General features: G+C 49.2%; 28 protein-coding genes. 8 read left to right on the top strand and 20 right to left on the bottom strand.

From position 1 onward, the window contains the following. Nucleotides 1–2: 2 nt before the first annotated feature. Nucleotides 3–1,628, top strand: a complete 1,626-nt coding sequence (locus SK54_RS06295; RefSeq protein WP_032102927.1) for an alpha-amylase family protein — start codon at nt 3–5, stop codon at nt 1,626–1,628. Here SK54_RS06295 and SK54_RS06290 read toward each other — a convergent pair whose 3' ends face one another. Genes SK54_RS06290 through SK54_RS06275 form a run of 4 tightly spaced genes read right to left on the bottom strand, consistent with a single transcriptional unit; the run spans nt 1,629 to nt 4,121 of the window. Then, entirely contained in the window at nt 1,629–2,615 is a 987-nt protein-coding gene (locus SK54_RS06290; RefSeq protein WP_048246906.1) for an SDR family oxidoreductase, read from the bottom strand. A 16-nt stretch (nt 2,616–2,631) separates the two neighbouring features. After that, nucleotides 2,632–3,150, bottom strand: coding sequence for a 2-oxo-tetronate isomerase (locus SK54_RS06285; protein WP_003862863.1), 519 nt, complete (start codon nt 3,148–3,150; stop codon nt 2,632–2,634). An 11-nt stretch (nt 3,151–3,161) separates the two neighbouring features. Continuing rightward, entirely contained in the window at nt 3,162–3,608 is a 447-nt protein-coding gene (locus SK54_RS06280; RefSeq protein WP_006811854.1) for a DUF421 domain-containing protein, read from the bottom strand. 9 nt (nt 3,609–3,617) lie between these two features. Further along, nucleotides 3,618–4,121, bottom strand: a complete 504-nt coding sequence (locus SK54_RS06275; protein WP_015571782.1) for a hypothetical protein — start codon at nt 4,119–4,121, stop codon at nt 3,618–3,620. Between the two features lie 139 nt (nt 4,122–4,260). On the opposite strand from SK54_RS06275, the gene SK54_RS06270 reads away from it, so the two are divergent. Both SK54_RS06270 and SK54_RS06265 read left to right on the top strand, forming a co-directional pair. Beyond that, complete coding sequence (locus tag SK54_RS06270; RefSeq protein ID WP_048246904.1) at nt 4,261–4,650, top strand: YdeI family stress tolerance OB fold protein; 390 nt, start codon at nt 4,261–4,263, stop codon at nt 4,648–4,650. Nucleotides 4,651–4,711: 61 nt separating this feature from the next. Further along, on the top strand, nt 4,712–5,596 hold the full coding sequence (locus SK54_RS06265) for an SDR family oxidoreductase (protein ID WP_032649406.1): 885 nt from the start codon (nt 4,712–4,714) through the stop codon (nt 5,594–5,596). 102 nt (nt 5,597–5,698) lie between these two features. Here the strand turns inward: SK54_RS06265 and SK54_RS06260 are convergent, their stop codons facing one another. Continuing rightward, the gene (locus SK54_RS06260) at nt 5,699–7,681 is read right to left on the bottom strand and encodes an alkyl/aryl-sulfatase (RefSeq protein WP_048246902.1); all 1,983 of its coding nucleotides are present in this window, start codon (nt 7,679–7,681) and stop codon (nt 5,699–5,701) included. A 171-nt stretch (nt 7,682–7,852) separates the two neighbouring features. Here SK54_RS06260 and SK54_RS06255 point away from each other — a divergent pair, with 171 nt between their 5' ends. Then, complete coding sequence (locus tag SK54_RS06255; protein ID WP_039269849.1) at nt 7,853–8,251, top strand: hypothetical protein; 399 nt, start codon at nt 7,853–7,855, stop codon at nt 8,249–8,251. 59 nt (nt 8,252–8,310) lie between these two features. Here SK54_RS06255 and SK54_RS06250 read toward each other — a convergent pair whose 3' ends face one another. The 5 genes from SK54_RS06250 to SK54_RS22645 form a co-directional block, all read right to left on the bottom strand. After that, nucleotides 8,311–8,922, bottom strand: coding sequence for an outer membrane beta-barrel protein (locus SK54_RS06250; protein ID WP_032619086.1), 612 nt, complete (start codon nt 8,920–8,922; stop codon nt 8,311–8,313). A 100-nt stretch (nt 8,923–9,022) separates the two neighbouring features. Further along, nucleotides 9,023–9,652 carry a winged helix-turn-helix transcriptional regulator gene (locus tag SK54_RS06245; RefSeq protein ID WP_048246900.1) on the bottom strand — a complete coding sequence of 210 codons (630 nt, stop codon included), beginning with the start codon at nt 9,650–9,652 and terminating at the stop codon, nt 9,023–9,025. Between the two features lie 63 nt (nt 9,653–9,715). After that, on the bottom strand, nt 9,716–10,891 hold the full coding sequence (locus tag SK54_RS06240; RefSeq protein WP_048246898.1) for an OmpP1/FadL family transporter: 1,176 nt from the start codon (nt 10,889–10,891) through the stop codon (nt 9,716–9,718). A 222-nt stretch (nt 10,892–11,113) separates the two neighbouring features. Further along, nucleotides 11,114–11,782 carry an isochorismatase family protein gene (locus SK54_RS06235; protein WP_023295377.1) on the bottom strand — a complete coding sequence of 223 codons (669 nt, stop codon included), beginning with the start codon at nt 11,780–11,782 and terminating at the stop codon, nt 11,114–11,116. 258 nt (nt 11,783–12,040) lie between these two features. After that, a complete protein-coding gene (locus SK54_RS22645; RefSeq protein ID WP_015571788.1) occupies nt 12,041–12,184 on the bottom strand; it encodes a hypothetical protein in 144 nt (47 codons plus the stop codon). 374 nt (nt 12,185–12,558) lie between these two features. On the opposite strand from SK54_RS22645, the gene SK54_RS22460 reads away from it, so the two are divergent. The 4 genes from SK54_RS22460 (at nt 12,559) to SK54_RS06215 (ending at nt 15,715) form a co-directional block, all read left to right on the top strand. Next, entirely contained in the window at nt 12,559–12,741 is a 183-nt protein-coding gene (locus tag SK54_RS22460; RefSeq protein ID WP_072134569.1) for a hypothetical protein, read from the top strand. After that, nucleotides 12,719–13,144 carry a hypothetical protein gene (locus tag SK54_RS06225; protein WP_023295378.1) on the top strand — a complete coding sequence of 142 codons (426 nt, stop codon included), beginning with the start codon at nt 12,719–12,721 and terminating at the stop codon, nt 13,142–13,144. The genes SK54_RS22460 and SK54_RS06225 overlap by 23 nt, the downstream gene beginning before the upstream one ends. A gap of 368 nt (nt 13,145–13,512) precedes the next feature. Further along, nucleotides 13,513–14,763: a tyrosine-type recombinase/integrase gene (locus tag SK54_RS06220; RefSeq protein ID WP_003862885.1), complete on the top strand. Its 1,251-nt coding sequence runs from the start codon at nt 13,513–13,515 to the stop codon at nt 14,761–14,763. Nucleotides 14,764–15,043: 280 nt separating this feature from the next. Continuing rightward, complete coding sequence (locus tag SK54_RS06215; protein WP_003862887.1) at nt 15,044–15,715, top strand: EAL domain-containing protein; 672 nt, start codon at nt 15,044–15,046, stop codon at nt 15,713–15,715. Between the two features lie 33 nt (nt 15,716–15,748). Here SK54_RS06215 and SK54_RS06210 read toward each other — a convergent pair whose 3' ends face one another. From SK54_RS06210 to SK54_RS22635, 10 genes are all read right to left on the bottom strand, one after another. Continuing rightward, nucleotides 15,749–16,426 carry a phage baseplate protein gene (locus tag SK54_RS06210; protein ID WP_003862888.1) on the bottom strand — a complete coding sequence of 226 codons (678 nt, stop codon included), beginning with the start codon at nt 16,424–16,426 and terminating at the stop codon, nt 15,749–15,751. Continuing rightward, nucleotides 16,427–18,298: a hypothetical protein gene (locus SK54_RS06205; protein WP_003862890.1), complete on the bottom strand. Its 1,872-nt coding sequence runs from the start codon at nt 18,296–18,298 to the stop codon at nt 16,427–16,429. It lies immediately after the preceding gene. Then, the gene (locus SK54_RS06200; protein ID WP_003862893.1) at nt 18,298–18,492 is read right to left on the bottom strand and encodes a hypothetical protein; all 195 of its coding nucleotides are present in this window, start codon (nt 18,490–18,492) and stop codon (nt 18,298–18,300) included. The genes SK54_RS06205 and SK54_RS06200 overlap by 1 nt, the downstream gene beginning before the upstream one ends. Before the next feature lie 131 nt (nt 18,493–18,623). After that, the gene (locus SK54_RS06195; RefSeq protein WP_003862895.1) at nt 18,624–19,655 is read right to left on the bottom strand and encodes a major capsid protein; all 1,032 of its coding nucleotides are present in this window, start codon (nt 19,653–19,655) and stop codon (nt 18,624–18,626) included. Between the two features lie 16 nt (nt 19,656–19,671). Then, a complete protein-coding gene (locus SK54_RS06190; RefSeq protein WP_003862896.1) occupies nt 19,672–20,031 on the bottom strand; it encodes a hypothetical protein in 360 nt (119 codons plus the stop codon). Then, nucleotides 20,028–20,243 carry a hypothetical protein gene (locus tag SK54_RS06185; protein ID WP_003862898.1) on the bottom strand — a complete coding sequence of 72 codons (216 nt, stop codon included), beginning with the start codon at nt 20,241–20,243 and terminating at the stop codon, nt 20,028–20,030. The genes SK54_RS06190 and SK54_RS06185 overlap by 4 nt, the downstream gene beginning before the upstream one ends. Before the next feature lie 674 nt (nt 20,244–20,917). Further along, nucleotides 20,918–21,274 carry a hypothetical protein gene (locus SK54_RS06180; protein WP_003862900.1) on the bottom strand — a complete coding sequence of 119 codons (357 nt, stop codon included), beginning with the start codon at nt 21,272–21,274 and terminating at the stop codon, nt 20,918–20,920. Next, the gene (locus tag SK54_RS22640) at nt 21,264–21,659 is read right to left on the bottom strand and encodes a hypothetical protein (RefSeq protein WP_075550049.1); all 396 of its coding nucleotides are present in this window, start codon (nt 21,657–21,659) and stop codon (nt 21,264–21,266) included. The genes SK54_RS06180 and SK54_RS22640 overlap by 11 nt, the downstream gene beginning before the upstream one ends. A 404-nt stretch (nt 21,660–22,063) precedes the next feature. Further along, nucleotides 22,064–22,795 (bottom strand): helix-turn-helix domain-containing protein, encoded by a 732-nt coding sequence (locus tag SK54_RS21795; protein WP_074161221.1) that lies wholly within the window; start codon nt 22,793–22,795, stop codon nt 22,064–22,066. Nucleotides 22,796–22,897: 102 nt separating this feature from the next. Further along, nucleotides 22,898–23,065: a hypothetical protein gene (locus tag SK54_RS22635; protein WP_022649293.1), complete on the bottom strand. Its 168-nt coding sequence runs from the start codon at nt 23,063–23,065 to the stop codon at nt 22,898–22,900. Between the last annotated feature and the right edge of the window lie 1,209 nt (nt 23,066–24,274).

Raw genomic sequence — 24,274 nt, 5'->3', positions numbered from 1 at the left:
CTATGGCAGGCTGGCATACACGCGCCATTATTTACCAGATTGATACCGCCCTGTTTTACGATCTTAACGGCGATGGCTGTGGCGACATCGCCGGAATCACCGCGAAGCTGCGCTACATCCGCCGGATGGGCGCGACGGTTATCTGGATCACCCCGTTTTACCTCACGCCTTTTCTCGATGAAGGCTATGACGTGAGCGACCATTTGCAGGTCGATCCCCGCTTCGGCAAGCTCAACGATATCATCGCCTTTATTGAACAGGCGCGGGAGCTGGGGATGCAGGTCATTATTGAGCTGCTGATCCAGCATACCTCGGATGCGCATCCCTGGTTTCAACAGGCCCGCCGCAACCCCCAGTCACCCTACCGTGACTATTACCTGTGGTCCGACACGGACGACGACGATACGCCGCCGATGTTCCCCGGCGTGGAGAAGAGCATCTGGACATGGGACGACGAGGCGGGGCAATACTACCGGCATATGTTTTATCACCACGAGCCGGATCTCAATCTCGCCTCCCCTGCGGTGCTAAAGGAGATTGAGAACATCATCATCTTCTGGCTAAAGCTCGGGGTGTCGGGCTTTCGCCTGGATGCGGCATCGCACCTGACAAAACAGGCCGGACGTGGGGATGAAAAACGCGGCCTGTGGATCCTGGAGCATCTGCGCCGTCTTATCGGGCAGCGTAACCCGGACGCGATCCTGCTCGGCGAAGTCGACGTGGAGGTCGAGGCCTACAAAGATTATTTTGGTCAGAACGACCGGCTCAACCTGGTGCTGAATTTCTGGCTCAATAAGTACTTTTACGTCAGCCTGGCAGAGAAGAGCGCACGACCGCTGCGCAACGCGGTGAAGAAGATGATTGTGCCGCCGGACTCCTGCTGCTTCGCCAACTGGCTGCGCAATCATGATGAGCTGGATCTGGAAGGGATAGGAAAAAAAGCGAAGCAGACCGTCATCGATACCTTTGCCCCTGATAAAGAGATGAGTGTGTATCAGCGAGGTATCCGCCGCCGTCTGGCGCCGATGCTTAATGGCGATCGAAAGCGGCTGGCCTTTTGCCATGCGGTCTTGTTTTCGCTGCCGGGCGTACCGGTCATGCGCTACGGGGATGAGATTGGCATGGGGGATGATTTGGATCTGGAGGAGCGTTACGCCGTACGCACCCCGATGCAGTGGGCCGGATCGCAAGGCGGCGGTTTCTCAGATGCCGACCCGGAAACTTTTGTCGCCCCGATGATTGACCACGGCCCGTACCGCTATCAAAAAATCAACGTGGCGGATTCGCTGTTGCACCGCAACTCACTCCTGCACTGCATTATCGATATCGCCAATACGCGCTCGGAGTTCCCTGAGATCGGCGTCGCGCCGTTTCGTCTTATTAATATCGACAGCGATGCGGTACTGGGGATCTATTACGAAACCGACACGCGCAGCATTCTGACCTTCGTAAACTTCAGCGATAAGCCCGTTAATTTTACCGCCAGAGGGATCCGGCATGCGACCTGGACCGCCTGCCTGGCGGACAAACGCTACGACGACGCGCTGGTGTGCGGCAAAACCGTCGCGCTTAACCTCAGCGGCTATGGCTACCGCTGGTTCTGGACCGATCGTACCGCACTGCGCTGATTATCGTCTCCGCGAGAGCAGCAGACGGGCCACGATCGCGCCCGTGACGGCAAGGGAGCCGAGCAGCACTTTCCCCGGCATGCCGGAGGTGACGCTGATAGCGCGCTCTTTTGCTTCGTCGGTGAAGTGCCCGTGGATTTTATGCAGGTCGTTAACCGGCTGATCCAGATAGTCCTGACGGTCATCCGCATTTAACGTATCGGTCATCTGCCCTTCCCAGGCCTTTTTAACCATCAGCCGATCCAGAAAGCCGGGGAAAAGAAATTGCCCGACAATCGACTGGACGGTGCTGCTGCCCACCCACAGTTCCCGCACCGGTTTCTGCGCCACCTTAAAAATAGCGCTGGCAGCTACTTCCGGCTGAAAAACGGGAGGAACCGGGCGCATCGCCCAGGCAAATTTATTCCTCGCCCACTCGAACTGCGGCGTATTGAGGCCCGGCATCTGTACCATTGCGATCTGCACCCGGCTGTTTTCATGCATCAGTTCGGTGCGCACAGCATCGGTAAATCCGCGGATCGCGGCTTTCGCCCCGCAGTAGGCTGACTGCAAGGGAATGGAACGGTAGGCCAGCGCGGAGCCAACCTGAATAATCGTTCCACGATCGCGTGGGGTCATTAACTCCAGCGCGGCGCGGGTGCCGTTAACATAGCCCAGATAGGTCACCTCGGTGACGCGGCGAAACTCCTCAGGCGACATGGTGCGAAACGGCGCCAGCATCCCGCCCATGGCGTTATTCACCCACACATCGATGGCCCCAAGCCGGTATTCAATCTCGTTAGCAGCCTCGGTCACCGCCTTGCTGTCCGCCACGTCGGCCTGAACGGCGCAGGCGTTGATCCCGAAACGGCGCAACTCCTCTTCTGTGGAGCGCAGGCTCTGCTCGTCGCGGGCAATGATGCCCACATCGTAGCCCGCTTTGGCAAAGTGCAGCGCCGTGGCTTTCCCCACGCCCGCCGTACCGCCGGTAATAACGATGACAGCCATAGCCTTTCCCCTTATTTCAGACGTTATCCCAGCCGGAGAGTATTTCGATCAGTTCAGACAGGGAATAACGCACCGCTTTATCCACCACATCCTGACATTCACCGGAAAACAGCACGGTGCGGGTTTCCGTCTGCCCGCGAATATTCCAGCCGAAGCAGACCGTACCGGCTGCGGTGCCATCGTCGCCGCCTTCCGGTCCCGCATAGCCGCTGATGGCAAGGCCGATATCCGCCTCGGCAATTTCGCGAATTTTAGCGGCCATCTCGGTCACCGTTTGTTCACTGACGGCGGTGAAGCGCTCAATGGTTTCGTGCCGCACGCCGAGGATCCTCTCCTTCGCCGCATCGCTGAACACCACCATGCCAACGTCATAAAATTCCGCCGTGTTCTCTTCGGCACAAAGCGCAACCGCGAGATTGCCGCCGGTACAGGACTCTGCGGTGGTTAACCGCAAACCTCTGTCCGTAAGCTGAGTGGCGAGCTTTTTCGTCAGCTCGCTGATGGTGCTGTTACTGTCGTGAATAAGGTTGCTCATCGCGTTGCCCCTTAATTTTCGTCAGGAATAATAGAAATATGACCATTACGCTCAAGAATAGCGTATTTAATCTCCTTCAATTCTGTAATACCGTGATTCTGGCGGGCTGATACCAATATATCATCACAGGATACATCGACCTTTTTCAATTTATCGGCAAGGGGAACACCGTTCTCCACCAATATCACCGGCGTGCCATCAAGAATATTCTCAACAGTGGAAAAATATTTTTTCAGCAGGCCAAAAATAATATCCACCACCACCAGTGTTGTTATTGTAATCATCGCGCCGGTGACGGAGAAATCTTCACCAAGCAGCGCCTGTTGTGTCGCCTCACTGATAATTAAGAGCAAAATAAGGTCAAAACTGGTCATTTGTAGCAGAGCGCGTCGCCCGGCAACTTTAAACACAATGACCAGAAACAGGTAAATTGCCAGGGCACGAAAAACCATGTCCATATTCGACTCCTAGGGGTAAATAAACTGCCAGAAATGGATATCTGGCTCGTTGTTTACGCGGATACTGTTTGTCCACTTCCCTGCTTTTGACGGCGTGATAAATAACAAAACGGTAAATTTATCGGTCTGTTGTAAACGATCGTAGACGAGAAACAGGGTATTCCCCCGGCTGTACATGCTGTCCGGCTGTGGCCAGACGCTGCCTGGCTCATACGCGTCGCTGCTTTCGCTGGTCATGCTGAGGGTATATTTCCCCTCAGACGTCACCGGAAACGTCAGTGCCATCCGCGATTCGGTCTGGCGGCGACCGAAGCGCTCATAGCTCAGGGTCAGGGATTTTGCTTCGTTTGTTTTCTCCACGTCGCTGACCGCACCGCTGGAAAACAGGCCGGCTATCGCGGCCACGATAATAGCTAACAGCACAATAAAACCCACCTGGCGAAATGCATACTCAAACGTCAGTAAACGGCTACTCTCTTTTATCCCAGGCACTTTTTCATTTTTTGGTTCCATGGCTGTGGTCACCGTTTCGCTTAATTGCCGAAATTTATGATTTTCCTGTGCAAATGCTTTTAAGACTTATCACATTTGCCACATAAAGGAATAGCAACAATACTTAATAAGTCAAGACATCCAAAATGAAGGATATCAGATGAAATTATTAGTGATTTCAGCCTTGTTAATATTAATTATCCCTACTGCATGGGCAGATAATAACGGCGGGTTACAAAAGGGTGACGCGCCGCCACCGCCGCATGCGCTGGACAGCGGTTATCGTGGTACCGATGATGCGCGCATTATGACCATTACTCAGGCGAAAGAGATGCATGATGGTGCCTCTATTTCATTGCGCGGCAATCTTATTGATGGCAATGGCGATAAATACGTTTTCCAGGATAAAACCGGGAAAATCGACGTTATTATCCCGAAAGCCGTATTTGATGACAGAACCGTGGAACCTGACAACATGATCAGTATTAGCGGCTCGCTCGATAAAAAATCATCCCCACCCGTAGTGCGGGTCAGCCACTTGCAAAAATAATTCAGCGAAGCGTTAACGCTGTAACTATCCATCAAATCTCACCCCTAACAAGGAGTTAGCTATGAGTGATAATGAACAACGTACGAACGCTTACCCAACGCCACCTTTCCCGGAGCAGCCTCAGACGCCACCGGGCCTGGCCTCAGAGATGGAACCCGTACCCGACCACGGCGAGAAGAGCTACAAAGGGCATGGTCGTCTTGCCGGTAAGAAGGCGCTAATTACCGGGGGCGATTCCGGCATAGGACGCGCGGTAGCTATTGCCTATGCCCGCGAAGGGGCAGATGTCGCGATTAACTATTTGCCTGAAGAGGAAGAAGACGCAGCGGAAGTCATCGCCCTGATTAAAGCGGAAGGACGAAATGCCGTCGCGCTTCCGGGCGATGTGCGGGACGAAACTTTTTGTCAGAACCTGGTGGAGCAGGCCGTCTCAAAACTGGGCGGGCTGGATATCCTGGTGAATAACGCAGGCCGCCAGCAGTACCGTGAGTCGCTGGAAGAACTGACCACGGAAGATTTTGACGCGACCTTTAAGACCAACGTCTATGCGCCTTTCTGGATCACAAAGGCGGCGTTGCGCCACATGAAAGCCCCCGCCTCCATCATTAACACCTCATCTGTACAGGCGGTGAAACCGAGCGCCGTACTGCTTGACTATGCGCAGACCAAAGCCTGTCTCGCGGTGTTTACCAAAGCGCTGGCGAAACAGCTGGGACCGAAAGGGATACGCGTGAACGCGGTAGCGCCGGGACCTTACTGGACCGTGCTTCAGCCCAGCGGTGGGCAACCACAGGAAAAAGTGAAACATTTTGGCGAGAGTACCCCTCTGGGACGCCCGGGACAGCCCGTGGAGATCGCACCGCTGTATGTCACCCTGGCCTCGGATGAGTGTTCATACACCTCCGGGCAGGTGTGGTGTTCAGACGGCGGGGATGGCGTCATCTAGCGCTCAAGGCGCGCAGAGTGTAGGCCGGGTAAGGCGAAGCTGCCACCCGGCAAATTGTTGCAGGCGAAAGCTAAAGGGCTGCGAAAGCAGCCTTTTTTACGTTTAAGGGGTGACGACAGGAAACCAGAAGCTGAAGCTCTCCATGCAGCGCAGCATTTCGTTTACCTTCGCGGCATTGCCGACGATCGTCACCTCTCCTGCCTGTTGCGCCTTTTTCAACGTGGTCTCTTTGAGGATGATTTTATTCAGCGTTTCGCGGCTGAGCGTGATGGTTGCATCCGGATCTTGTGCCTGAGCGTTGGCGCTATGGTTCAGCACGCCATTCTCCAGCTCCAGCTTGTACCTGCCGCCCTCGCGGCCCAGATCAACGTTAAAAATCCCTCTGGCATTCGCGGCTCTGACGCCGTTAAGGTGAACGCCGAAGTAGTCAAAAATCATCTCAGTCGACATGGCACGGACCGCATCCGGGCTGGCGGTATTGGGCGTCGGCATCCTCTTCACGCCGTTACGCAACGCCTGCGCACCGGTGAGGTAGGCGTTACGCCAGGGTCCTGACTCAGCCTGGTATCCCAGCTGTTCAAACGCGTCCGCTTCCAGTTCGCGCGCCGCCTTATTATTGGGATCGGCAAAAACGACTTTATTCATCACCTGCGCCACCCAGCGGTAATTTCCCCGGGCATAATCAACCCGGGCTTTTTCAAGGATCGCGCGGGCTCCGCCCATGTAATCGACATATTTTTTCGCCGCCTCGACCGGAGGCAGTTCATTGAGCGTCGCCGGATTGCCGTCGAACCAGCCAAGATAGTAGACATAGGTGGCTTTGACATTGTTGCTTACCGAGCCGTAATAGCCACGGCCTGCCCAGGATTTCGCCAGCCCGTAAGGCAGGGCGAAATTAGCGGCTATCTCATCCCTCTTCAGCCCTTTATTCGCCAGCCTCAGCGTCTGGTCGTTGATATAGCGATAGATATCACGCTGGCTTTTCATCAGCTTCACCACTTTCTTATTACCCCATGTGGGCCAGTGGTGCTGCGCGATAATAATTTCCGCTTTATCCCCCCAACGATCGAGGGCGTTATTGATGTATTTTGACCATGCCAGCGGATCGTGTATTTTCGCCCCGCGCAGCGAGTAAGTATTGTGCAGAGTGTGAGTGACGTTCTCTGCTGCTTCAATCAGCTTTTTCTCTTCCACATACCAGAGCATTTCAGACGGCGCTTCGGACCCCGGCGCCAGCATAAAATCATAGGTGAGACCGTCGATGATCTCTTTCTGCCCGTCTTCGGTAATGGCGTGAGTGGGCGCGATAAGCGTGACCGTCCCGGCTGAGGTGGTCGTCCCCAGACCCGCCCCTACCTGACCTTTTACATTGGCCTTTAACAGGTTTCCGTAGATATAACTGGCACGGCGGCTCATGGCATTTCCGGCCATGATATTTTCCGATACCGCCTCTTCCATAAAACCTGCTGGAGCATAGACTTTCACTTTGCCGGTTATCACTCCCGCTTCATCGACTACACCACGCACGCCGCCATAATGATCGACATGACTATGGGTATAAATAACGGCAACAACCGGGCGTTTGCCACGATGTTGAACGTAAAGATCCATGCCCGCTTTGGCCGTTTCCGCAGACACCAGCGGATCGATAACCGTGATCCCCTCTTTGCCCTCTATAATCGTCATATTCGACAGATCGAGGTTACGGATCTGGTAGACGCCTTCCGTGACCTCAAACAGACCGCCAATAGTATTCAGCTGCGCCTGACGCCACAGGCTCGGGTTGACGGTATCCGGCGCTTTTTGCCCTTCTTTGATAAAAGCGTATTTCTGGGGGTTCCAGATAACGGCGCCTTTTTCGCCTTTAATCACCGCGGGTGGCAGCGGGGCAATAAAGCCTTTGTGCGCATTTCGGAAATCCGTCTTATCGAAGAAGGGCAGTTGACCATAAAGTGCATCATTCATCTCTTTCGTATGGACAGTGGCTCCCTTCCCTTCCTTTTGTGCCAGGACAGGCAATGAGGTCAACGACACTAATAGCAGACCAGCAACGGCTATTGCACTAACGAGAGTTTTAAATTTCATACTTCCTCTAGGAGTTATATTCACGCTGGCGGTACATGGGGGGAAAGGAGGCTATCACCAGGCTTATCTTTAACCTATGGAAATAACGTTTATAAATAAATTAGTTTATTCTTTCGTCGCTGCGTCCTTAAGGGATAATGCTGAGTCCAGTTATTTCCCCGGAGTGATTCGATGAAGAGCCTGCCGTTCTTTTTCGCTGTATTAACCATCAGCACATTATCAGCCTGTAGTTCTCCCCAACCAGACAATGTTGAAAAAATTAATCATCTGCAAATTCCACTGGTGTTGCCGGGGGAAAAACCGCCGCAGGCACAGATATCGCATATCGCGTCTCTTTATCAGGAAAATAAACAGCAGATCGAGACCTTAACGCGCAGCGTAAAATCACAGTATCTACAGGACACCACCGCAAAAGAAATTTTTGTTGCGGACAGTGACGTTCAACGCGTCTATGCCTCGCTGACCAAACTGGAACAGTTAGATATGGTTAATCAGCAATACCTGAAAGATAATAATGTCACGGGCCTGCAAAATATTCATATCATTCTTGAACCGTTATTCACCAGCTGAAAATAAAAAACCCGGCAACATAAGCAGCCGGGTTTTTATTAATGGGCATATCACGGGCATCAGTCGTACTGACCAAAGCGATAGCTAAGCCCTGCGGTGACGGAACTCAGGTCGCTGCTCACGCCGATCTGGTTAACATTGCCCACGTTGCTTACCCACTGATATTCCAGGCGGCCCGCCCAGTTTTTATTGAAAGCGTATTCAGTACCCACGGCTGCAAGCGGGCGCACACCGGTTTCAAAACGATTGTGACCACTTACATCGGATTCAGCGCGATAGCCCATTGCGCCGGCACGGCCGTAAATATCCCAGTCACTGGTCAGGGCATAACTGGCCTTCAGAGACATTTGCAGGCCCTGCGTCTTCATTTGCGCCCCGGCGCCATGCTGACCTTTAATCTGCATGTTACCTAAATAATCATAACCACCTTCTACCGCAAGCCATGGGGTAATCTGATAACCCGTATAAACACCCCCGCCGACATTATCATGGTTAAAATCGAAGTGATCGGAATACGTGTTCTCAAACGCTTTTGAACCCATATTGGTATCAAAATAGTGAGACCAGCCGAATTTAGCCCCGCTATACCAGGTGCCCGCATCAGCGGCGGCGAACGCGGAAGTGGCGGTAAATGCATTAGCCATAATCAATGCGATAACTGTCTTTTTCATAAATATACCGTTTACTTGATAATGTTAAATCTGAGAAAGCAAACGATATAGAAAATTAACGGTAGCGTTAATTGCATTTCTGTTTAATTTTAAACTTCCGCTAGAATGACTCGGGTAAATGTCTGACCTCAAGCAGATATCCACCGCGCTTAAAGGCGATATATTCCCCCTGCTTAAGGGCAGATAATACATTGAGTATACTGCTGCGAGAGAGCAGCGTACGATCCTGGATATATTCCAGAATCGTGGTACGCAAACGCGTCTCTTCCGGGAGCAAAATCATTTCCTGAAGGTGGTTACGAATAACGGAATAGGTACGCTGCTGGAGTACCTGAGCATCACGGAATATTAAATAGGCCGTATGGTATGAGAGCAGCGCGGCGACATCCTCCCAGACGCCCTCGACACGAAACAACTCAGCCGCCTTGTCCGCATCGAGACGTAAAATAGTCGACTCTCTTTCAGCACGGAGAAGGTGCCCCTGCGTAGGCTGGATCATCTCTGCAATACCAAACAAATGCGGCTCGTAAACGGTCACTACCACCAGTCCATCCGAAGCCCGCAGCAGGGACAGCTCTCCTTCCAGAAAGAGGTACATCTGCTGTTTCCCCTTCCGTAACCAGGTGAGTCGCTTACGCGGAACAACGTGCACTTTCTCCGCTATCGGCTCAAGGATGGCGGTCAGTCGTTCGATGGATCTTTCGGGTCGAACAGGCGGTAAAATATGCATGGTACAACCTTCTGACATTGAATATCTGCCATTATAGACCATATATTTTAAGCGGTTAGCCGATCAAAACTGATAGCTGTAGTTGACGCTGGCAAACCAAAGATAAGGATGATCGTAACTTCCGGCAAACGCCGTCGGGGATTTCACATGCGACGACTGCATATGAAGATACGACACGGCAATACCAATATTGCTGGCCGGGGTGATCTGATACTGGGCTCCCGTGCCAAATCGCCACTCATCCCCGGTGGGTAAAGTTAAGGCCACATCACTCTGACTCTCATACGGCGAGCTGTCGAACGCCACACCGATATTCAGTCGCCACTGAGGTGTTGGACGATACTGCACGCCCACCGCGCCGTGCCACGTATCCTTCAGGCGGCTGACGTTGTTCAGTTGCCGATCCCCAACGACGATTTGCGGGGCACCGAACTGGCTCCAGTCCTGCCAGCCGAGATCGCCCATAACCGACCACCGAGGGTTAATATCATGCACAAGACTGAGCATGATTTGCTGCGGCGCGCTGATTTGTGCCGACACCGGGAGGTCGTAGGCACCATTCTGTACTCGAGCTTTGCCGTTAACAGAGTAGCGATAGTTCGTCTCGCTGTTCCATGTAATACCGGCTCGCGTCTGGTCGGTCAGTTGCATGAGTAGCCCAAGCCGATAGCTCATGGCCCAGTCCTCATCATGCTGCCGATAGTCATTATCATTAACGTTGCGGGTCAGCGAGAAATAACCGTAATTAACGTTGGCGGACGCCCCTATTGAGAGTCGGTCGTTGAGCTTGTATGCCAGTGACGGACTGAGCGTCATTGCAACCAGGGTACTCTTTTTAATCAGCCTGTCGCCCGCCCAGCTACCGTAATCGATCCCCAGACCGTAATTACCGTAAAGCCCGATCCCGGCATAAAGATCATCGTTTATCTTCTGGCTATAAAAGGCGCTGGCATTCGGGATGGTTTTCATCACGTCGCCGGGGCTTTGATGGGCATGGTTATCCAGCTGGTTGTCGGTGGAGCCATCCATAACCTGTAACCCACCGGTGACCATATGATCCGGCAGGCGCGTCATGCCAGCAGGGTTGGTCATGATTGTCGAGGCGTCCTGCGCACGAGCCGCCTGCCCTGCTCCGGCAAGCGCGGTATCTTCGGTGCCGGCTTCATAAAAATAGAGGGCGCTGGCATGGGCACTGGAGGCGGCAAATAAGCCCGCGCACAGGAGGAGTCGTGTTTTCATCTGCGATCCGGGAAATAAAAAATTTGCCGACAGATATAACAGGGGCGCCTGATGACGTAAAAAGGAAGAGGGTTTAATTTTAAATTATGCGCGGTTCAGCCCCTCTTAATATCTCTGACAATTCAGCGACGTCCGGAATACGACGCCGCTACGTCCTGCACCTGTAATACGTTCAGGTACAGGACGATAAAATCCAGGAATTATGTTCAGGTTTATCCGGACTTACTTATAATGCTCCAGATTGGTTTCCGGGCCTGTTCTGGCAATTTCCTGAGCTTTGCCGAAACTTTCAATCAGGCACTTATATTCCGGACAGACATGCTCTGCCAGGATCTCAGCAAAGCGAGAACCTTCCGCGCGGTTCCAGGTTCTCATTAATTCAGCGACAATGGCAAACGTATCGGTAGGGATCGCTCCCGCCTGAGCCACGCGCGCGATGGTGGTATCGGTCGCGATTTTGGACCAGTTCCCCGAGGCATCCACAACACAGTAAACCTTATACCCCTCCTGGACAGCGCTAACCGCAGGGAACGCCATGCAGACGCTGGTGAGCGTGCCGGCAATAATCAGGGTCTTTCTGCCCGTCTTTTCCACTTCCTTCACAAACGCCGGATTATCCCAGGTATTAATCTGCCCGGTGCGTGGAACATACACGGCATGGGGTGCATATTTGTGAATTTCCGGGATGAGCGGGCCATTGGGACCGTCAGGAACAGAGGCCGTGGTGATCACCGGGATATTTAAAAGCGTGGCAACTTTGGCTATCGCTGTCACATAATTACGAAGGTCTGGTACAGGCACATCACGTACCGTGTTGAATAAGCCACTCTGATGGTCGATGAGTAAAATTACAGCGTCATCAGTATCAATCATACCGTTTGTAGCAGCCATATTTCTTTCCTCATGATTTCTTTTACATTGCCGTCAACTCTCCCGGCTCCGCGATTTTACATGCACATGGTCAGGGTATAATGCATTGATAAATCATAATGAATAGTAGTCCGATCCGGTCTGAATACCGCATCATTTCAGGACAATTTCTGGCACGGTACGCTGAGCCATCGACGCTGACGGAAGCCCTCGTGAGGAGAAGAAATCTTTACAATGCCGTTACGCGGCCATTCGTATTCGTTCGGCTGAAGGCAAGCGTTACTCACTACTGGGATCGCCCTTATCCTCCCGCATGGATTCGATAAACTCCCGTTGCTCCTCTGTGAGTTCAAGCTCATCCAGCAAGCGATCTAACTCTTCTTCAGGTGATTCCTTTTGGTTCTTTCTCTTCCCGGTAGCCATACTCACCCTTGAGTTATTAGGATTAATCTCAGGGTATCCAGGGTGCAGGAAATGTGCAACTTAGCGTGTTATGCCGACAACCGATCATAACAATGAACGAAAGGGGGAAGCAGGTACGCCAGTACAGGAAAGACTGATAGGGGTATTCCTGCTCCGGCGATGAAAGATAGCCAATTGAAAGCCTTGCCAGATTACATACGGGCTTTGCAATAATCGAGAGGGTGCAATGCCTACCTTCCCTTTAATTTAACTTAACTCAAATTTAATCACATTTAAATTAATGATTTTGTTAGATTTAATCGTTTATTGCTCTCTCACATATAGGTACACTTTCTCTATGGTTTTTTTTATAACAGCATGAGGAAAAAGTGAAAATGGCTATTCCAGCTTACCTATGGCTTAAAGATGACGGTGGCGCAGGATGGGCGCAAAGCCGCGCAGGAACAACGGATCCGGCTTTTGGTGATTGGTTTGGCTCAACGCCTTACGGTGATGATCCTAACGACCAGTACTGGATAAGAGCGGGTATCGACTATGCAAAACGCACAGGTTTTTAAGAAGCGGTATCTACTTCTGATCCTGTTGGCTGTTGTCGCCTATGGGATATACAACTTGCTGCACTTCTCACCACTTGAGCAAGTGATTATTAAGAAGGTGAAAGTTAACAATCTGGCTAATCTTTACATCACAGAAGCGAGTGCAGGAGCCACCACAGGCTTTTCCTACCGTTTCTATCTCTATGATGTAACCAAAGATGATAAAGCGTTTATGGCGAGTCTGGAGAACGATCACCAGCCTTTCATGATCACCACGGACAAAGATGCATTGAAGAAGGTCGAGAATAACGCGATCTACCTTTCCGTGAAGGGAACCATTTACACCTTTCACAGCCCTGCGGATTATCTGGCAGGTGGCTCGATCTACTCCGTCCCTGTCTATTTAACCGCATCACCATACTAAAAACATAGCCAGCTGCCACGCTGGCTCTTTCTCTTCTGGTTTTAGACAACAGAAACCATTAAGCCCCTTAGAGGTTAGAAGACAAGCGAAGCACAGCGATTTCATAAGACTGTCAGAGGGTTACCTGCATTTCGTGTGCAGGGAGGACGTCAATGCTCTACAGGACATAACGCCTAAACAAGTTAGTCAGCGCTACTGAGCAACCTACTGAAATAAAGAAAGTTTTTGAACGGTTCTACTTGGGGAAATTCTGGAGCGGGCGAAGGGAATCGAAACTCTGTTTCATAATTTCCGCAACGCGACGATCATCGAATCAACATAGTAACTATTATTGATACTTGATTGCGAGATTTTAGAGGATCAGTCTCATGACAATCAAGGGCCAGGAGTATCTTTATCTTTCACCGGACGGTGTATGGCAGTTTCAAATCTACATCCCGTCTTATATGCGTCACATGTTCGGCGGGAAGCGCCTGTATCGGAAAAGTACAGGGACAAGAGATATCTACAAGGCGCGTCACTTCCGTAACCACATGCTGGTAGAGTGGAACAACCTTAAAGAACAGTTCAAGCCTGATACTGAGGATAAGCGTATTCAGCTTGCGATCACTTCCCTGCACTCTCAAATCAGGAAGAACAAGAATAAACCATTGATTGAAGAGCGAGCCAGTTCGATTCCTCACCTGTGCTTCTTACGAGATGAATACGCTACTGCCTACCAGGATCGGAGATCATTCTCCACACTGAGCAAATCGGCGCGAGCCGTTGAGGTGTTTCTCCAGAGTATTGGGAAAGTTGATATCAGCCTGGATCAGATTGGACGCCGATTAGTTACAGACTTCATAGAAGAGCAGCAGAAACGCGATGTAGCGCCCCAGACCGTGCAAAACTGGCTTACATCGTTAGGTAGCCTCTACGAGTTCGCCAAACGCCGCTATGACGCTATAGCCCCCCTAAATCCGTTTCATGGTCACAACCTTGAAGCGCGGCGCACAATTGAAAGCTATCAGCCGTTTGAATGGCATCAGCTATCTACACTACTCAACGAAGCAGACGAAGAGCTACGAGCAGTTATTCTGATCGGTTTGTTCTCTGGTGCAAGGCTGGACGAAATAGCCAGCTTGAAGAAAGAAGAGATCGTTATGGTGGAAGGGATACGGACATTCTACATTAGCAAATCCAAGACGAAGGCAGGGATTAGACACATTCCTATCCATGCTTTTCTGATCGGCATGGTGGATTATTATCTGAGTTTGAACACTGGAGATTACCTGTTACCACAGGCTAACAAGATTGAACGCAAAGACGGTAAGAAAGGACCATTCTATTCCCAAGCATTCACCCGCTTACGGCGTCGCGTAGTGCCTATGGCTACAGACCGTCAATGCTTTCACAGTTTGAGGGGGCATTTTATCACGTGTCTCGACCGTGCCGGAGTACCCGAACAACGGATCGGCTACATCACGGGACACTCTTCCCAAGCCGCTGCCACAGAAGCATTCAAAACCTACAGCGCGGGGTGTTCCATGAAAGAGCTATCCGACTATGTGGAAATGGTGGCCTATCCAGAGATCACTTTCCCAGAATTAAACAAAGAGGAGCAAGCTCCCCACGCATAAATTTATAACTAATGTCAAATTATTTTTTTGATGCGCTGCTATTCACCTTGCTCATACCTGCGAGCTTAGCTCTCACAAAAAAAAACAACCAACCAATTGATAAATAATAAATAAAAGATAAAAAAGGATGACAGAATTTATTTACTCAAACAACTTTTAAAAAAATCAATCACCAAAAATTAATAGATTACAACGATCAAAAACAAATTATTGATCGCTTTTATTGATAAATGGTATTTTTTAGATGATAATCAGTACATAACTAAAATGGGCAATTAGTATGGAACACATTTATATTGCAGACCCAATAATGAATGTTGACGAGAGATTAATGGGCGTTGAACTTTTAACTCGTTTCATTTCCAATGATGGCCGTCCTTGTCATCCTGACTTTGTTATTTCATCTTGGGATTTAGATAGGAAGCGGCTCTTTCTATACGAACAATGCGGTATCATTTCCAGCAAACAAAAGTGGTTCGAACTAAATAAACTTTTTTGCACACTAAACATTGATCAACAAATGGCTTTTCTCGTTCGGCACGATCAAACATTGATAAAAGCATTTGAATCTATGCCATTCGTCAAACTTGAACTTTCTGAGCATTTCCCTGGTTTGGATAAGGGATTGAAAAGTCCCTTATTAAAATCGCTGAGCCAGGGTGTAAATGGGCTATGGCTCGATGACCTTGGCGCAGGAAACGCGAATGTAGTTAGTTTGATCGAAGGATACTTTGAGGTTGTAAAGGTAGATCGCTGCTTCTTTAATGAACAGGTGCAGAAACCAACCTTCAACCCGTTGATTGCATCAATCAAAAAACACTGCGACAAAATTATTATTGAAGGGATTGAGAATAGAGATCATATGGGGTTACTGCGTGAGGTGGGAATTTGGGGATTACAGGGCTATCTTTTTAAATCTGTCCCTTTTAAAAATGTGGATTCATTGCTTTAGTGTTGAAACCATCAAAAAAGGGGCATAAGCCCCTCATTTTTTAAACTCCGTCGTAACAGTGTCAGATTCAGTTTTCTTAGGTGCATTGTTCACTACCTTCTGTTTCACCGTACCGCCTACAGATTTATTTCCCTGCGTTTTAGTTGCAATCACATTAACTGTAGCTTTACTGACAAGCCTGATCTGTTCAAATTCAAGATCGAATTGCATCGCGTATTCAGATTTATAATCGTAGGAAATACCGTAGAGAATAACATTATCGTACACTTTGTGCTCTGTCACTAATGTGATGGGCTGGCGACTTTCAAACATCTTATCGAGGTATTCGATAGCTTGACTGATACGAGTGCCATTCACACCAGCGCTGTATAACAAATCCTTTTCCAGCCTCACCGGAGTTTCGGAAATAATCCCCGATAGCTTGAATGTATTATTCTTAATCTGAACGTGATCGCTCACCTCTGCCCCGCTCTCAACGGGATAGCTGGTAATATCAGCCTGTCTGCGTATTCCCGTATCCGTCACGGCATCAAACACTATCGCCTGATAGTTCTGAATATAGCTATCTGAGGACGAATTATATACAGATGCAAGGATGGTGAATCCGTTTTCACCTTTGGTGCGGGTAGCACTGCTATTATTACTATTCGAGGTTGAATTGATACGGGAGGCATCGCTGCCCCCGATTGTTAGACTTCCAGGTGTTGCCATTTAGCCTCCCGTCCCTTGTCCAGATGAAACAGCAAGCACCATACGCTGATTGTTATCATTGATACGCTGATCAACGGTAGCATTCAGCATGTTTCCGAATGTCGGATCAGGAGAAATAGTTAGATGGATAAGCCCTTCCGGTAGCTGATTCTGCAACACTACAGGCTGCATGATCGGTGCATTGGCTGGCTTAGCTGGCGCTGCTGCACTCTGTTTCAACATTGAAACAGGAGAGTAATCTCCGTTGGTGCTCTGCGCGTAGCTGCTCACGTCCTTAGCGTCGCTTGTCCCGTTCCACCATTCACGCATTGTGTCGAATACATTAGGCTCATGACCGTCTGCTTTAGGCTGGCTGGCTCCGTAAGTGTTAGCCACAGGGTTACTTCCTGGCTGTGCAGGTGCTGACGTAGTGCCGTAATGCTGGCTCACCGCTTCTTTAGAGGTGTTGTCACCGTTCAGAAGGTTTAGCTTGCCTGTGATCCAGTTAGTGAGTTTCAGCAATCCTACGGCAGCATCCCCCGCCGCCCGCCCGATCCCCTTGAAAAAGGGTAAAGCGTCTTGCATCGCTTCTTTAAACTCTCGCATGGTTTCAGGGTCAATCTCTGACATAAAACCTTCGAAGAATGCCAGCTTTTGGCTATCGGAGAGAATGCTAAGTTCCTGGTTAAACTTACGGTAGGCCACAAGCTGATCTTGCTGCTCCTGATTCAACCACTGACCGTTACGCTTGAGCACGTCCACTTGATCAGTGATCGCTTTTCCTTGATTAGAAAATGCCTTGTGATACAAGCCTAAATCGTCTGCAAGGTCTTCCAGGTTATGAAGGATTTGCTCTTGTGAATAGCCTTTCCCCTGCATGGTGTTGGTGTAAGCAGAGACGAAGCCAAACGGATTGGATTGGTAGGATTTCAGATCGTCTTTAGTGAATCCCATGTTCAGGGCTGTATCTACAGCAGCGTTCCCGCCTTTCCATTGTCCAGACTTCTTATCAAAGGTGCTGTTGGTGTAGCTGTCTGCCAGCTTTTCTGAGATATCTTTTCCCGAGTCCAGTAGCTTACGTTGTCCTTGCAGCCCCATACCGGAATCAATCCCGTTAGCCGTGGCATACTGGGAAAGTGCCTGGAGGACGTTATAATCTACACCGCCCAAGCGCGCCCTTGCGACGATTTCGCTACGCTCTTCCTGTGCTGTAACAGCCTCTTTCCCCCATGAATAAGCGCCATAAGCCGCCGCCCCGATACCAGCGCCAGCAAGCGCACCAGTGCCTAAGCCCATCAGAGAGCCAGAGATAGCCCCTGTAGCCTTACCACCGCCACCAAGAGCGTTAGCCCCTCCCGCCTTTGCTGCTGCCCTACGCTCTGCGTTAATGCGTCTGTAGCTCTGCTGGAGTCTTTTGATCTCGCTGTTTTGCCTGGCGAGGCTGATCGTTCCCTGAGAGTACGCCTTAGTTATGCGTGACGCTGCCAGTGCCGCCTGGGTCAATTCGACGTTGGTAAGGTGTTGCATACTTCTAAAGCTGCTGGCAGTGTCCAATAGCTTCAATTCAGCCCGTTCACGGCGCTGTGCGTTTCTTGCGGCCTCTTTCGCTGCCTGAGCCTCTACACGGGCTTGCGCCTTAGCTGCCCTTGCCTTTTCTCGTTCATCGCTATTACGAGGCTTTGACGCTTTCTTATTCAGCTTATTGAGTTCCCTTTCAGCAGATTTTAGCCCCTGGCTGAATCTTTTCATGTTCAACGTAGGGTCTTTAATGCCTTTGGCTTTCTTCTGAATTTGATCGAAAGCGTCCATAGCTTCCTTCATTGAATTACGATCCACCACGAATTCGACGGTATTACGGATCGTACTCGTATTAACGATTAGTCCACCTGACATTATTCACCGCCTTTCTGATCAAGGAAGTGATGAATTGCCGCTTCGACGGTATCACCACGGAAAATACGCGCTCTAACGCCCGTATACGAAATTTCTAATAGCTCGCAAAGCTGGCTCACCTTGAGCAGCCCTTCTGCATCGTCTGCACTCAGTCGGACGTGTAGGCCACGATTTGATTTAAGTATGAGTTCCACCTCTATTTTTCCTCTTGTTATGGGGGAAATAAAAAAAGGGATGCAACCAGAGCCACAATTGCGCTGTGGATTAGTGAGCATCCCTCATTAAAACGCCTGATTATTTCCAGCGGCAGGCTGCCGCTTGCTCATTAAGCAGTGATGGTGATTTTCACCTGCATACCTAACGCATGGTTCACACATAACGCCGAATTCTCGTGCATAACGTGGTAAGCATCTCCTCGTTCACTCAGGTAGCCCCAGGAGTAGTATTCAGCAGGTGCAGCATCGATCAGCGCGAAGTTGCCGCTGGCAGCGCCGTAGATGTTCTGATAAGCATTTGTGCCTTTGCTAAACACAGGCACCGCCACCATGTCGGCATCGTCCGGCATCTGTGCCAGGATCAGCGGATCTGTCACTTTAACAATGTCGATAGGCGCACCAGGCAAACTAAAGGTTGAAACACCAGGTAGAAGCTCGTGACGCTGATAGAACAGGTTACGTTCATCGTATGGCGCTACATACTGGAACACCTTAGACATACTGTCAGAGAAGCGAATCTGGCTAAATGCAGCAGGTTTAGCGAATACGATCACTCGTTCAATCTGACCAGCCAATCCACCTGCGGCAGCCTGAACTTTGTCTAAGATGGCATCAAAATCCTGTGCCGCTGTCGCTGCACTCACGCTGGCTGTCATTGGCACAACGCCAAACAATTCAGCATAAGAGATCAGCAGGTCATCAGTTGCAGGGGTGTACACTTCACCTTTGAACAGTGCTCGTGCAAGGTAAGATTCACGGGTACGAAGGTAAGCAATTTTATGTTTCCCAGTGTACTCGGTGTACAGGTCGGTAACGGTTTGTTCGTAATCAGTGCCTTGTACCCTTTTCCCTTGTACGTCTACTGGTTTGAAGGTGTCTTCCCTTGCAAACCAAGGAATCTCCACCAAATATTCTTTACCATTCTGACGCGCGGTAGTGTCGTGGTTTGATGAATAACGGCTCTGCGGAGTGTTAAACAGGCTGTAGTTATCATCCAGAAGCTGTGTTACCACCACTTTCGGATTCTGGACGCCTACCCCGTCGAATAGATCGAGGGCATTCATAAGGTAGTTACGTTCCGGCAGGGCCTGGAAGATTGGCGCTAAGTCCACCAGATCGCGCCCGATTGCGATTTTAGTCATTAATGATCATCCTTGATTAAGAGGTGAAGAATGGACGGCATACAAACCCTTTGGATTCGAGCGTGGTGATAGCTGCGGCGTGATTCGCTGCGTTCAGGTTGTCGGCTTTCAATGCTACGAAGCTGCCAACATTAGGCGCACGTAGGACATTTACCGTTTTACCGTCGCCAGCACTGACGGCATCGGACACCACCACAAAGGCATCATCGCCGGAGGTGTATAGAGCGCCATCAGCGCCGATAACATCGCCGCATTCAATATCTGCTGGCAGGTCGAAAACACGGCCTTCTACGGCTGCAAAAGAATCAGTGGCGTAGCTCACTACGTCAGTGAAACTCTTACGAATTGGGAAAAGTTCGGTTAGGTCTACAATCATTGTTGTTTGATTTCCTTGGATTTGATTGCGATCCGTTCCTGCATACTAAGTTGAGGTGTGTCCTCAGAAGGGAAATACTGTTCTACAGCTTTTTCTATTTCTTCAACGGTACATCCTGCCATTTCAGCCACTTTAGCTATTAACTCAGGATTAACTTGAATCACTTCGGATTTGTATTTTAGAATTCGGTCGCGATTGTTTAATAAGAACATTGTGTTGTTCCTTCGCGTTGTGTCTGCGTGCAGCATTTATGTTGTACGCAGGGTAAAGAGAAGGGCTACCGAAGTAGCCCTGGAGAGTATGCCCTTGTTAGAAAGCATTTTTTAACGTCATCGTTTCGGAGGATTATGATGTTAAAGAATGGTTTCTTGAATAAAATGAAGGGCGCAGCTGTTACGAATAACAGAAGAAGGTTTCGCCCGTCATTGCTCCTCATTTTTAAAAGCGTGTAGCAGCGCCCAGGAATAAAATGAGGCTTTCTTTATCTATCTACTACCAGACACTTTCGGGAGTGTATTAATAGAAGATTTGCCAGCCTGAACGTAACTACCGCTGACGGCGTTTATTCAGTATGACCGCTTATAATCCCTAACGGAGGTTATAAGGCTTAGAGCACGGAATATGCTCTCTGAAAGAGAATGTGCGCGGTGATTGTTCGTTATCACCCGACACAAGTGGGAACGCCCGCGCCACCCTTTGGAACTAAACACAACAAAGGAAAACAACCAGCTTTCAGAGAGAAAATTCAGATGGAAAGAGTGCCGCTATGGGAAACGGCATTCAGGAGGGTGAAGTGATTCGAATACTATCCCTACTTCTTATTCTATAACATTTCTGTTAATTTGTCAATACCCAAACCAACATTTTATTCACTTTTCTTGCATTTTTATTCAAATTCGCTTACTGCGTATTTCTCGGCAATGGCTCCTGCCAGTTCCGCAAGTTCGGCGGTGATGTATTGCAGGGAGCAAGCAAGCTCTTCAAGGTCATTGGCAATGCGCCACGCCTGATCCACGGTGACGGTATCCCCGTTCATCTGCACCAGGTGCTCTACAGCAGCGCTCCAGTGTTCAAGGGCGGTGATTGCCTGTTCTGTGTATTGTATCGCTTCCAGGAGCGCGGAGGGCGTTCTCTCACACCACGCCTTATTAACAAGCCGCAGGGCTGGTAAATGCCAGATATCGTGGAAAGAGTTAATAAGGGTGTTCACGATGTTCACGGTGTCCATAGTGTTAAGAGTCATAATGTTCCCTGGTATCAAATAGGGTGTCAAAGTCGCGGGTTAAATTGTTAAGGTGATTAACCGAAAGCCAGCCGCAATAATGTTCGTATGAGGAGAAATTAAGAATTTGCCATTTGTGGAGGTTTGAAGAATCCACATTGAAGATTTTCATCTTCCTGGGTTTCCAGAATGCACCAGGGCAGCTATTGAGAATATCCTGTAATGCGCCCATCTCGTCAGGAGACATTGCAGGGCTATTCTCTTCAATTATTGTTGTTTGCCATTCACCAGGAACAGAATTGTATTCCTTCGAAAGGCGAGATAGATTTTGAAAATCAGATGTTCGTAATAATGATTGTGCGTTTCGTTCAAATTTTGTAACTACGTTACGTTTTCTTTTTCCCATTCATTCCTCGTAGAGGGGGAAACTCCTTGTCTTGTCATAACGTATACGCCATAGAATATGGTGAACCACCATAAAGCAGTTATCATAAAAGTTTCCCTATTGTGTGTTTTAGAAATTAGAGTAGATAAATTCTACATTGTCTCGTTCGATGTGTTTCAGCGTGAATGATAGATAATGGCTTTCATCGTCGATATCAATCACACCAATGTTTCGCAGCGCACGAAGCCAGAACCTGATCCCGTTATCACTTACACCGGATTTATCAGATAGCTCGCCGTAGGAAATGCGTGTCCTACGTCCTCTCCAGAACCAAACCAAGGCATAGTAAACGCCCTTCCCGCTATCGTTGATCTGTATCTGGTTTGTGTTGTTTAGTTTTATATATTGTATCAATTAGGTCTCCGTTAAAATGGTGTTCCGAATCGTCCATAGAAGTGTGGATAACGATGTTCAAATCGCATTTCTAATTCCTCTTCGAATCTGGAAGGTAGTTTCATACTCTTGCGGTGCAATACGCGGCGAGCGTAGTTAATAAATGTGTCCCCCCTGTTTTGCTGCCGTAAACTTTCCGGTTTGGACAATAGATCGCACATTGCGTCTATTTTCATTTCATCGGTAATCGTTTCAGGCAGTCCTAAAGGCTCAGACTTTTCTGTCGCATCATCCTGCGTTTCCTCTGCCGTAGCTGGTTCAGGCACTAAGTTAGAAACGATAATGGGTGCTGCTGGTAATTGATCTGGTGGGATAACATGAGCATCAGTAAGTGGTAATGCAGTATAAAGCAGCGATGAAATATTGGGATCTGGGTGTTCGTCTGTTATCACCAGACCTAACTTCCTTAGGTCTTCAATACGTCTTTTTACCGTTGAAGATGATGTTTTATGTTTTCTCGCCAACGTAGCGTGGCTCTCGTAGCAATTACTATCGTTCGCTTGATAACTCAAAAAGCGGCAATACAAAGCGACGTGAAAACTGTCGATCACTTTACCATCGGGAAAATCGTTCGAATAAAGGCGTTCAATGTCTTCGAAGAAGGTAAATTCTTTAATAAAGGTATGCGATGTTACAGTTTTATCATCTTCATCTTGATAGTCTTGTTTATGTTTTGCCTGAATCTGGGCGAGGGTTTTTGCCATTGTTCTATGCTCCTATGTATGCTCAGTAAATTACGAATGCTCTTCATTTGGGTTTTCTCCGCTTCTCATTCGTGGGGGGATGTAAATGCTGTTTCGTAGTTGTTACGCGCCAGCTTTCGAATATTTAACCGCCAGGTTTTGACACTCTTCAAGAAGTAGTGCGCTTACGCTCATTTTTCGGCGCTTTGCTTCTTTGAATAGAATCTGAAATGTCGCATCAGGGATCATTAACGATGTGGACGGCGGTAGTTTGGTTTTCTTCTCGATCATTCTGGTTTCCTCCTTCTGGTTTATTCGTTGGTGGTCGAAGTGCGGATTTCATCCCAGCGCTTCAATACTTCTGTGAGAAAGGCTTCCCTCTCGTGGTATCCACGAGCGCGGCAAGCGTTGCGTAGTGCTCGGATGCGGTAACGGTTGGTGGTTCCGTCTTTCAATTGTTGAAGTGTGTCTTCAACGTCAAAGTATCTCAGTGTGGCCTCCTATGGTTGGCGTAAATAAAAAGACACCTTGCAGCCTGACGGCTCAAAGTGCATTAAGAGATTATGTGGATAAAGTTTTATGGTATATGGGTATTCTAACCTATTTCTAAACTTTTGTCAACCTCTCAACGGTGATTATTCGAAAATTTTTTGATCATTTTCAATGCGTTGTATTTCTGCTTTGCGATTTGTGCTCTTTATACATAAAATAAAAAGTGGATGTCAATCTGTTTTTGTGGTAGAACTTGCCACCAGAGAAGACAGCCACAAGAACAACGAAAAACAGCCTGTAACGCTCTCTGCGGCGTTCTGACGCTTTCAGGCTACCATTGCATTCCCTACCCTGTTTAAATCGCTCTACGGGCTTCCTGTGCGCCCTCTGGCACTTACCGAAACCAATAGCACAACTACAGAGGGATAACGGTAGTTATCAGGATAGTAGGTGTTGGTATTGGATTGAGGCTGGATGAACTGGAGCTATCAGCGACCAGTGAAGCCTTAGCCACTGACTTACTGAAACCTTGCATGGGTGAACGTTAGTTCATGAATGTATGGTTGAAGTTAGTCAGCTTATCAGATGGACAATCAACGGTAGTTGGTTGGTCAGATGGTAATTCCGCGCACAGCGCAATGGTATTCGCCCACGGCGAAATCATCGTGTGCAGCCGTTTTCACGGTGGCAACGCCATTGCACCATACAGAATGTATAGATAACGCTTTGCTGCGACGTGAGCGGAACGAGGCCAGCCAACGTAGCCCGAAAGGAAGCGAAGTAAGGCTGCTTGCCAGGAGTGACGGCGAAGAGCCTCCAGCAAATGATCTTTGCGACAAGCGCAAAAGGCACTGATCTAATAACTGATCTTATTATTAGTATTATAGTTAATCTTATTATGTGTCACCGTGACCTACCCCCCAGGTCAGCCTGGCCTACCCCGTATGTCACAGTGGACTAACCTACCGCCAAGATAGCAAAAAACGCCATTTCACCCAACGGTAGATC

This window comes from Enterobacter sp. MGH120, from assembly GCF_001037725.1.
Taxonomy (GTDB): domain Bacteria; phylum Pseudomonadota; class Gammaproteobacteria; order Enterobacterales; family Enterobacteriaceae; genus Enterobacter; species Enterobacter hormaechei_C.
The sequence above is the reverse complement of the archived record's forward strand: the minus strand, read 5'-3'. Positions and strand labels throughout refer to the sequence as shown.

Excerpts from the sequence above, each read along its gene's own strand:
- SK54_RS06295 (WP_032102927.1), top strand. The coding sequence starts at position 3 with ATGGCAGGCTGGCATACACGCGCCATTATTTACCAGATTGATACCGCC.
- SK54_RS06290 (WP_048246906.1), bottom strand. The coding sequence starts at position 2,615 with ATGGCTGTCATCGTTATTACCGGCGGTACGGCGGGCGTGGGGAAAGCC.
- SK54_RS06285 (WP_003862863.1), bottom strand. The coding sequence starts at position 3,150 with ATGAGCAACCTTATTCACGACAGTAACAGCACCATCAGCGAGCTGACG.
- SK54_RS06280 (WP_006811854.1), bottom strand. The coding sequence starts at position 3,608 with ATGGACATGGTTTTTCGTGCCCTGGCAATTTACCTGTTTCTGGTCATT.
- SK54_RS06275 (WP_015571782.1), bottom strand. The coding sequence starts at position 4,121 with ATGGAACCAAAAAATGAAAAAGTGCCTGGGATAAAAGAGAGTAGCCGT.
- SK54_RS06270 (WP_048246904.1), top strand. The coding sequence starts at position 4,261 with ATGAAATTATTAGTGATTTCAGCCTTGTTAATATTAATTATCCCTACT.
- SK54_RS06265 (WP_032649406.1), top strand. The coding sequence starts at position 4,712 with ATGAGTGATAATGAACAACGTACGAACGCTTACCCAACGCCACCTTTC.
- SK54_RS06260 (WP_048246902.1), bottom strand. The coding sequence starts at position 7,681 with ATGAAATTTAAAACTCTCGTTAGTGCAATAGCCGTTGCTGGTCTGCTA.
- SK54_RS06255 (WP_039269849.1), top strand. The coding sequence starts at position 7,853 with ATGAAGAGCCTGCCGTTCTTTTTCGCTGTATTAACCATCAGCACATTA.
- SK54_RS06250 (WP_032619086.1), bottom strand. The coding sequence starts at position 8,922 with ATGAAAAAGACAGTTATCGCATTGATTATGGCTAATGCATTTACCGCC.
- SK54_RS06245 (WP_048246900.1), bottom strand. The coding sequence starts at position 9,652 with ATGCATATTTTACCGCCTGTTCGACCCGAAAGATCCATCGAACGACTG.
- SK54_RS06240 (WP_048246898.1), bottom strand. The coding sequence starts at position 10,891 with ATGAAAACACGACTCCTCCTGTGCGCGGGCTTATTTGCCGCCTCCAGT.
- SK54_RS06235 (WP_023295377.1), bottom strand. The coding sequence starts at position 11,782 with ATGGCTGCTACAAACGGTATGATTGATACTGATGACGCTGTAATTTTA.
- SK54_RS22645 (WP_015571788.1), bottom strand. The coding sequence starts at position 12,184 with ATGGCTACCGGGAAGAGAAAGAACCAAAAGGAATCACCTGAAGAAGAG.
- SK54_RS22460 (WP_072134569.1), top strand. The coding sequence starts at position 12,559 with ATGGCTATTCCAGCTTACCTATGGCTTAAAGATGACGGTGGCGCAGGA.
- SK54_RS06225 (WP_023295378.1), top strand. The coding sequence starts at position 12,719 with ATGCAAAACGCACAGGTTTTTAAGAAGCGGTATCTACTTCTGATCCTG.
- SK54_RS06220 (WP_003862885.1), top strand. The coding sequence starts at position 13,513 with ATGACAATCAAGGGCCAGGAGTATCTTTATCTTTCACCGGACGGTGTA.
- SK54_RS06215 (WP_003862887.1), top strand. The coding sequence starts at position 15,044 with ATGGAACACATTTATATTGCAGACCCAATAATGAATGTTGACGAGAGA.
- SK54_RS06210 (WP_003862888.1), bottom strand. The coding sequence starts at position 16,426 with ATGGCAACACCTGGAAGTCTAACAATCGGGGGCAGCGATGCCTCCCGT.
- SK54_RS06205 (WP_003862890.1), bottom strand. The coding sequence starts at position 18,298 with ATGTCAGGTGGACTAATCGTTAATACGAGTACGATCCGTAATACCGTC.
- SK54_RS06195 (WP_003862895.1), bottom strand. The coding sequence starts at position 19,655 with ATGACTAAAATCGCAATCGGGCGCGATCTGGTGGACTTAGCGCCAATC.
- SK54_RS06190 (WP_003862896.1), bottom strand. The coding sequence starts at position 20,031 with ATGATTGTAGACCTAACCGAACTTTTCCCAATTCGTAAGAGTTTCACT.
- SK54_RS06185 (WP_003862898.1), bottom strand. The coding sequence starts at position 20,243 with ATGTTCTTATTAAACAATCGCGACCGAATTCTAAAATACAAATCCGAA.
- SK54_RS06180 (WP_003862900.1), bottom strand. The coding sequence starts at position 21,274 with ATGACTCTTAACACTATGGACACCGTGAACATCGTGAACACCCTTATT.
- SK54_RS22640 (WP_075550049.1), bottom strand. The coding sequence starts at position 21,659 with ATGGGAAAAAGAAAACGTAACGTAGTTACAAAATTTGAACGAAACGCA.
- SK54_RS21795 (WP_074161221.1), bottom strand. The coding sequence starts at position 22,795 with ATGGCAAAAACCCTCGCCCAGATTCAGGCAAAACATAAACAAGACTAT.
- SK54_RS22635 (WP_022649293.1), bottom strand. The coding sequence starts at position 23,065 with ATGATCGAGAAGAAAACCAAACTACCGCCGTCCACATCGTTAATGATC.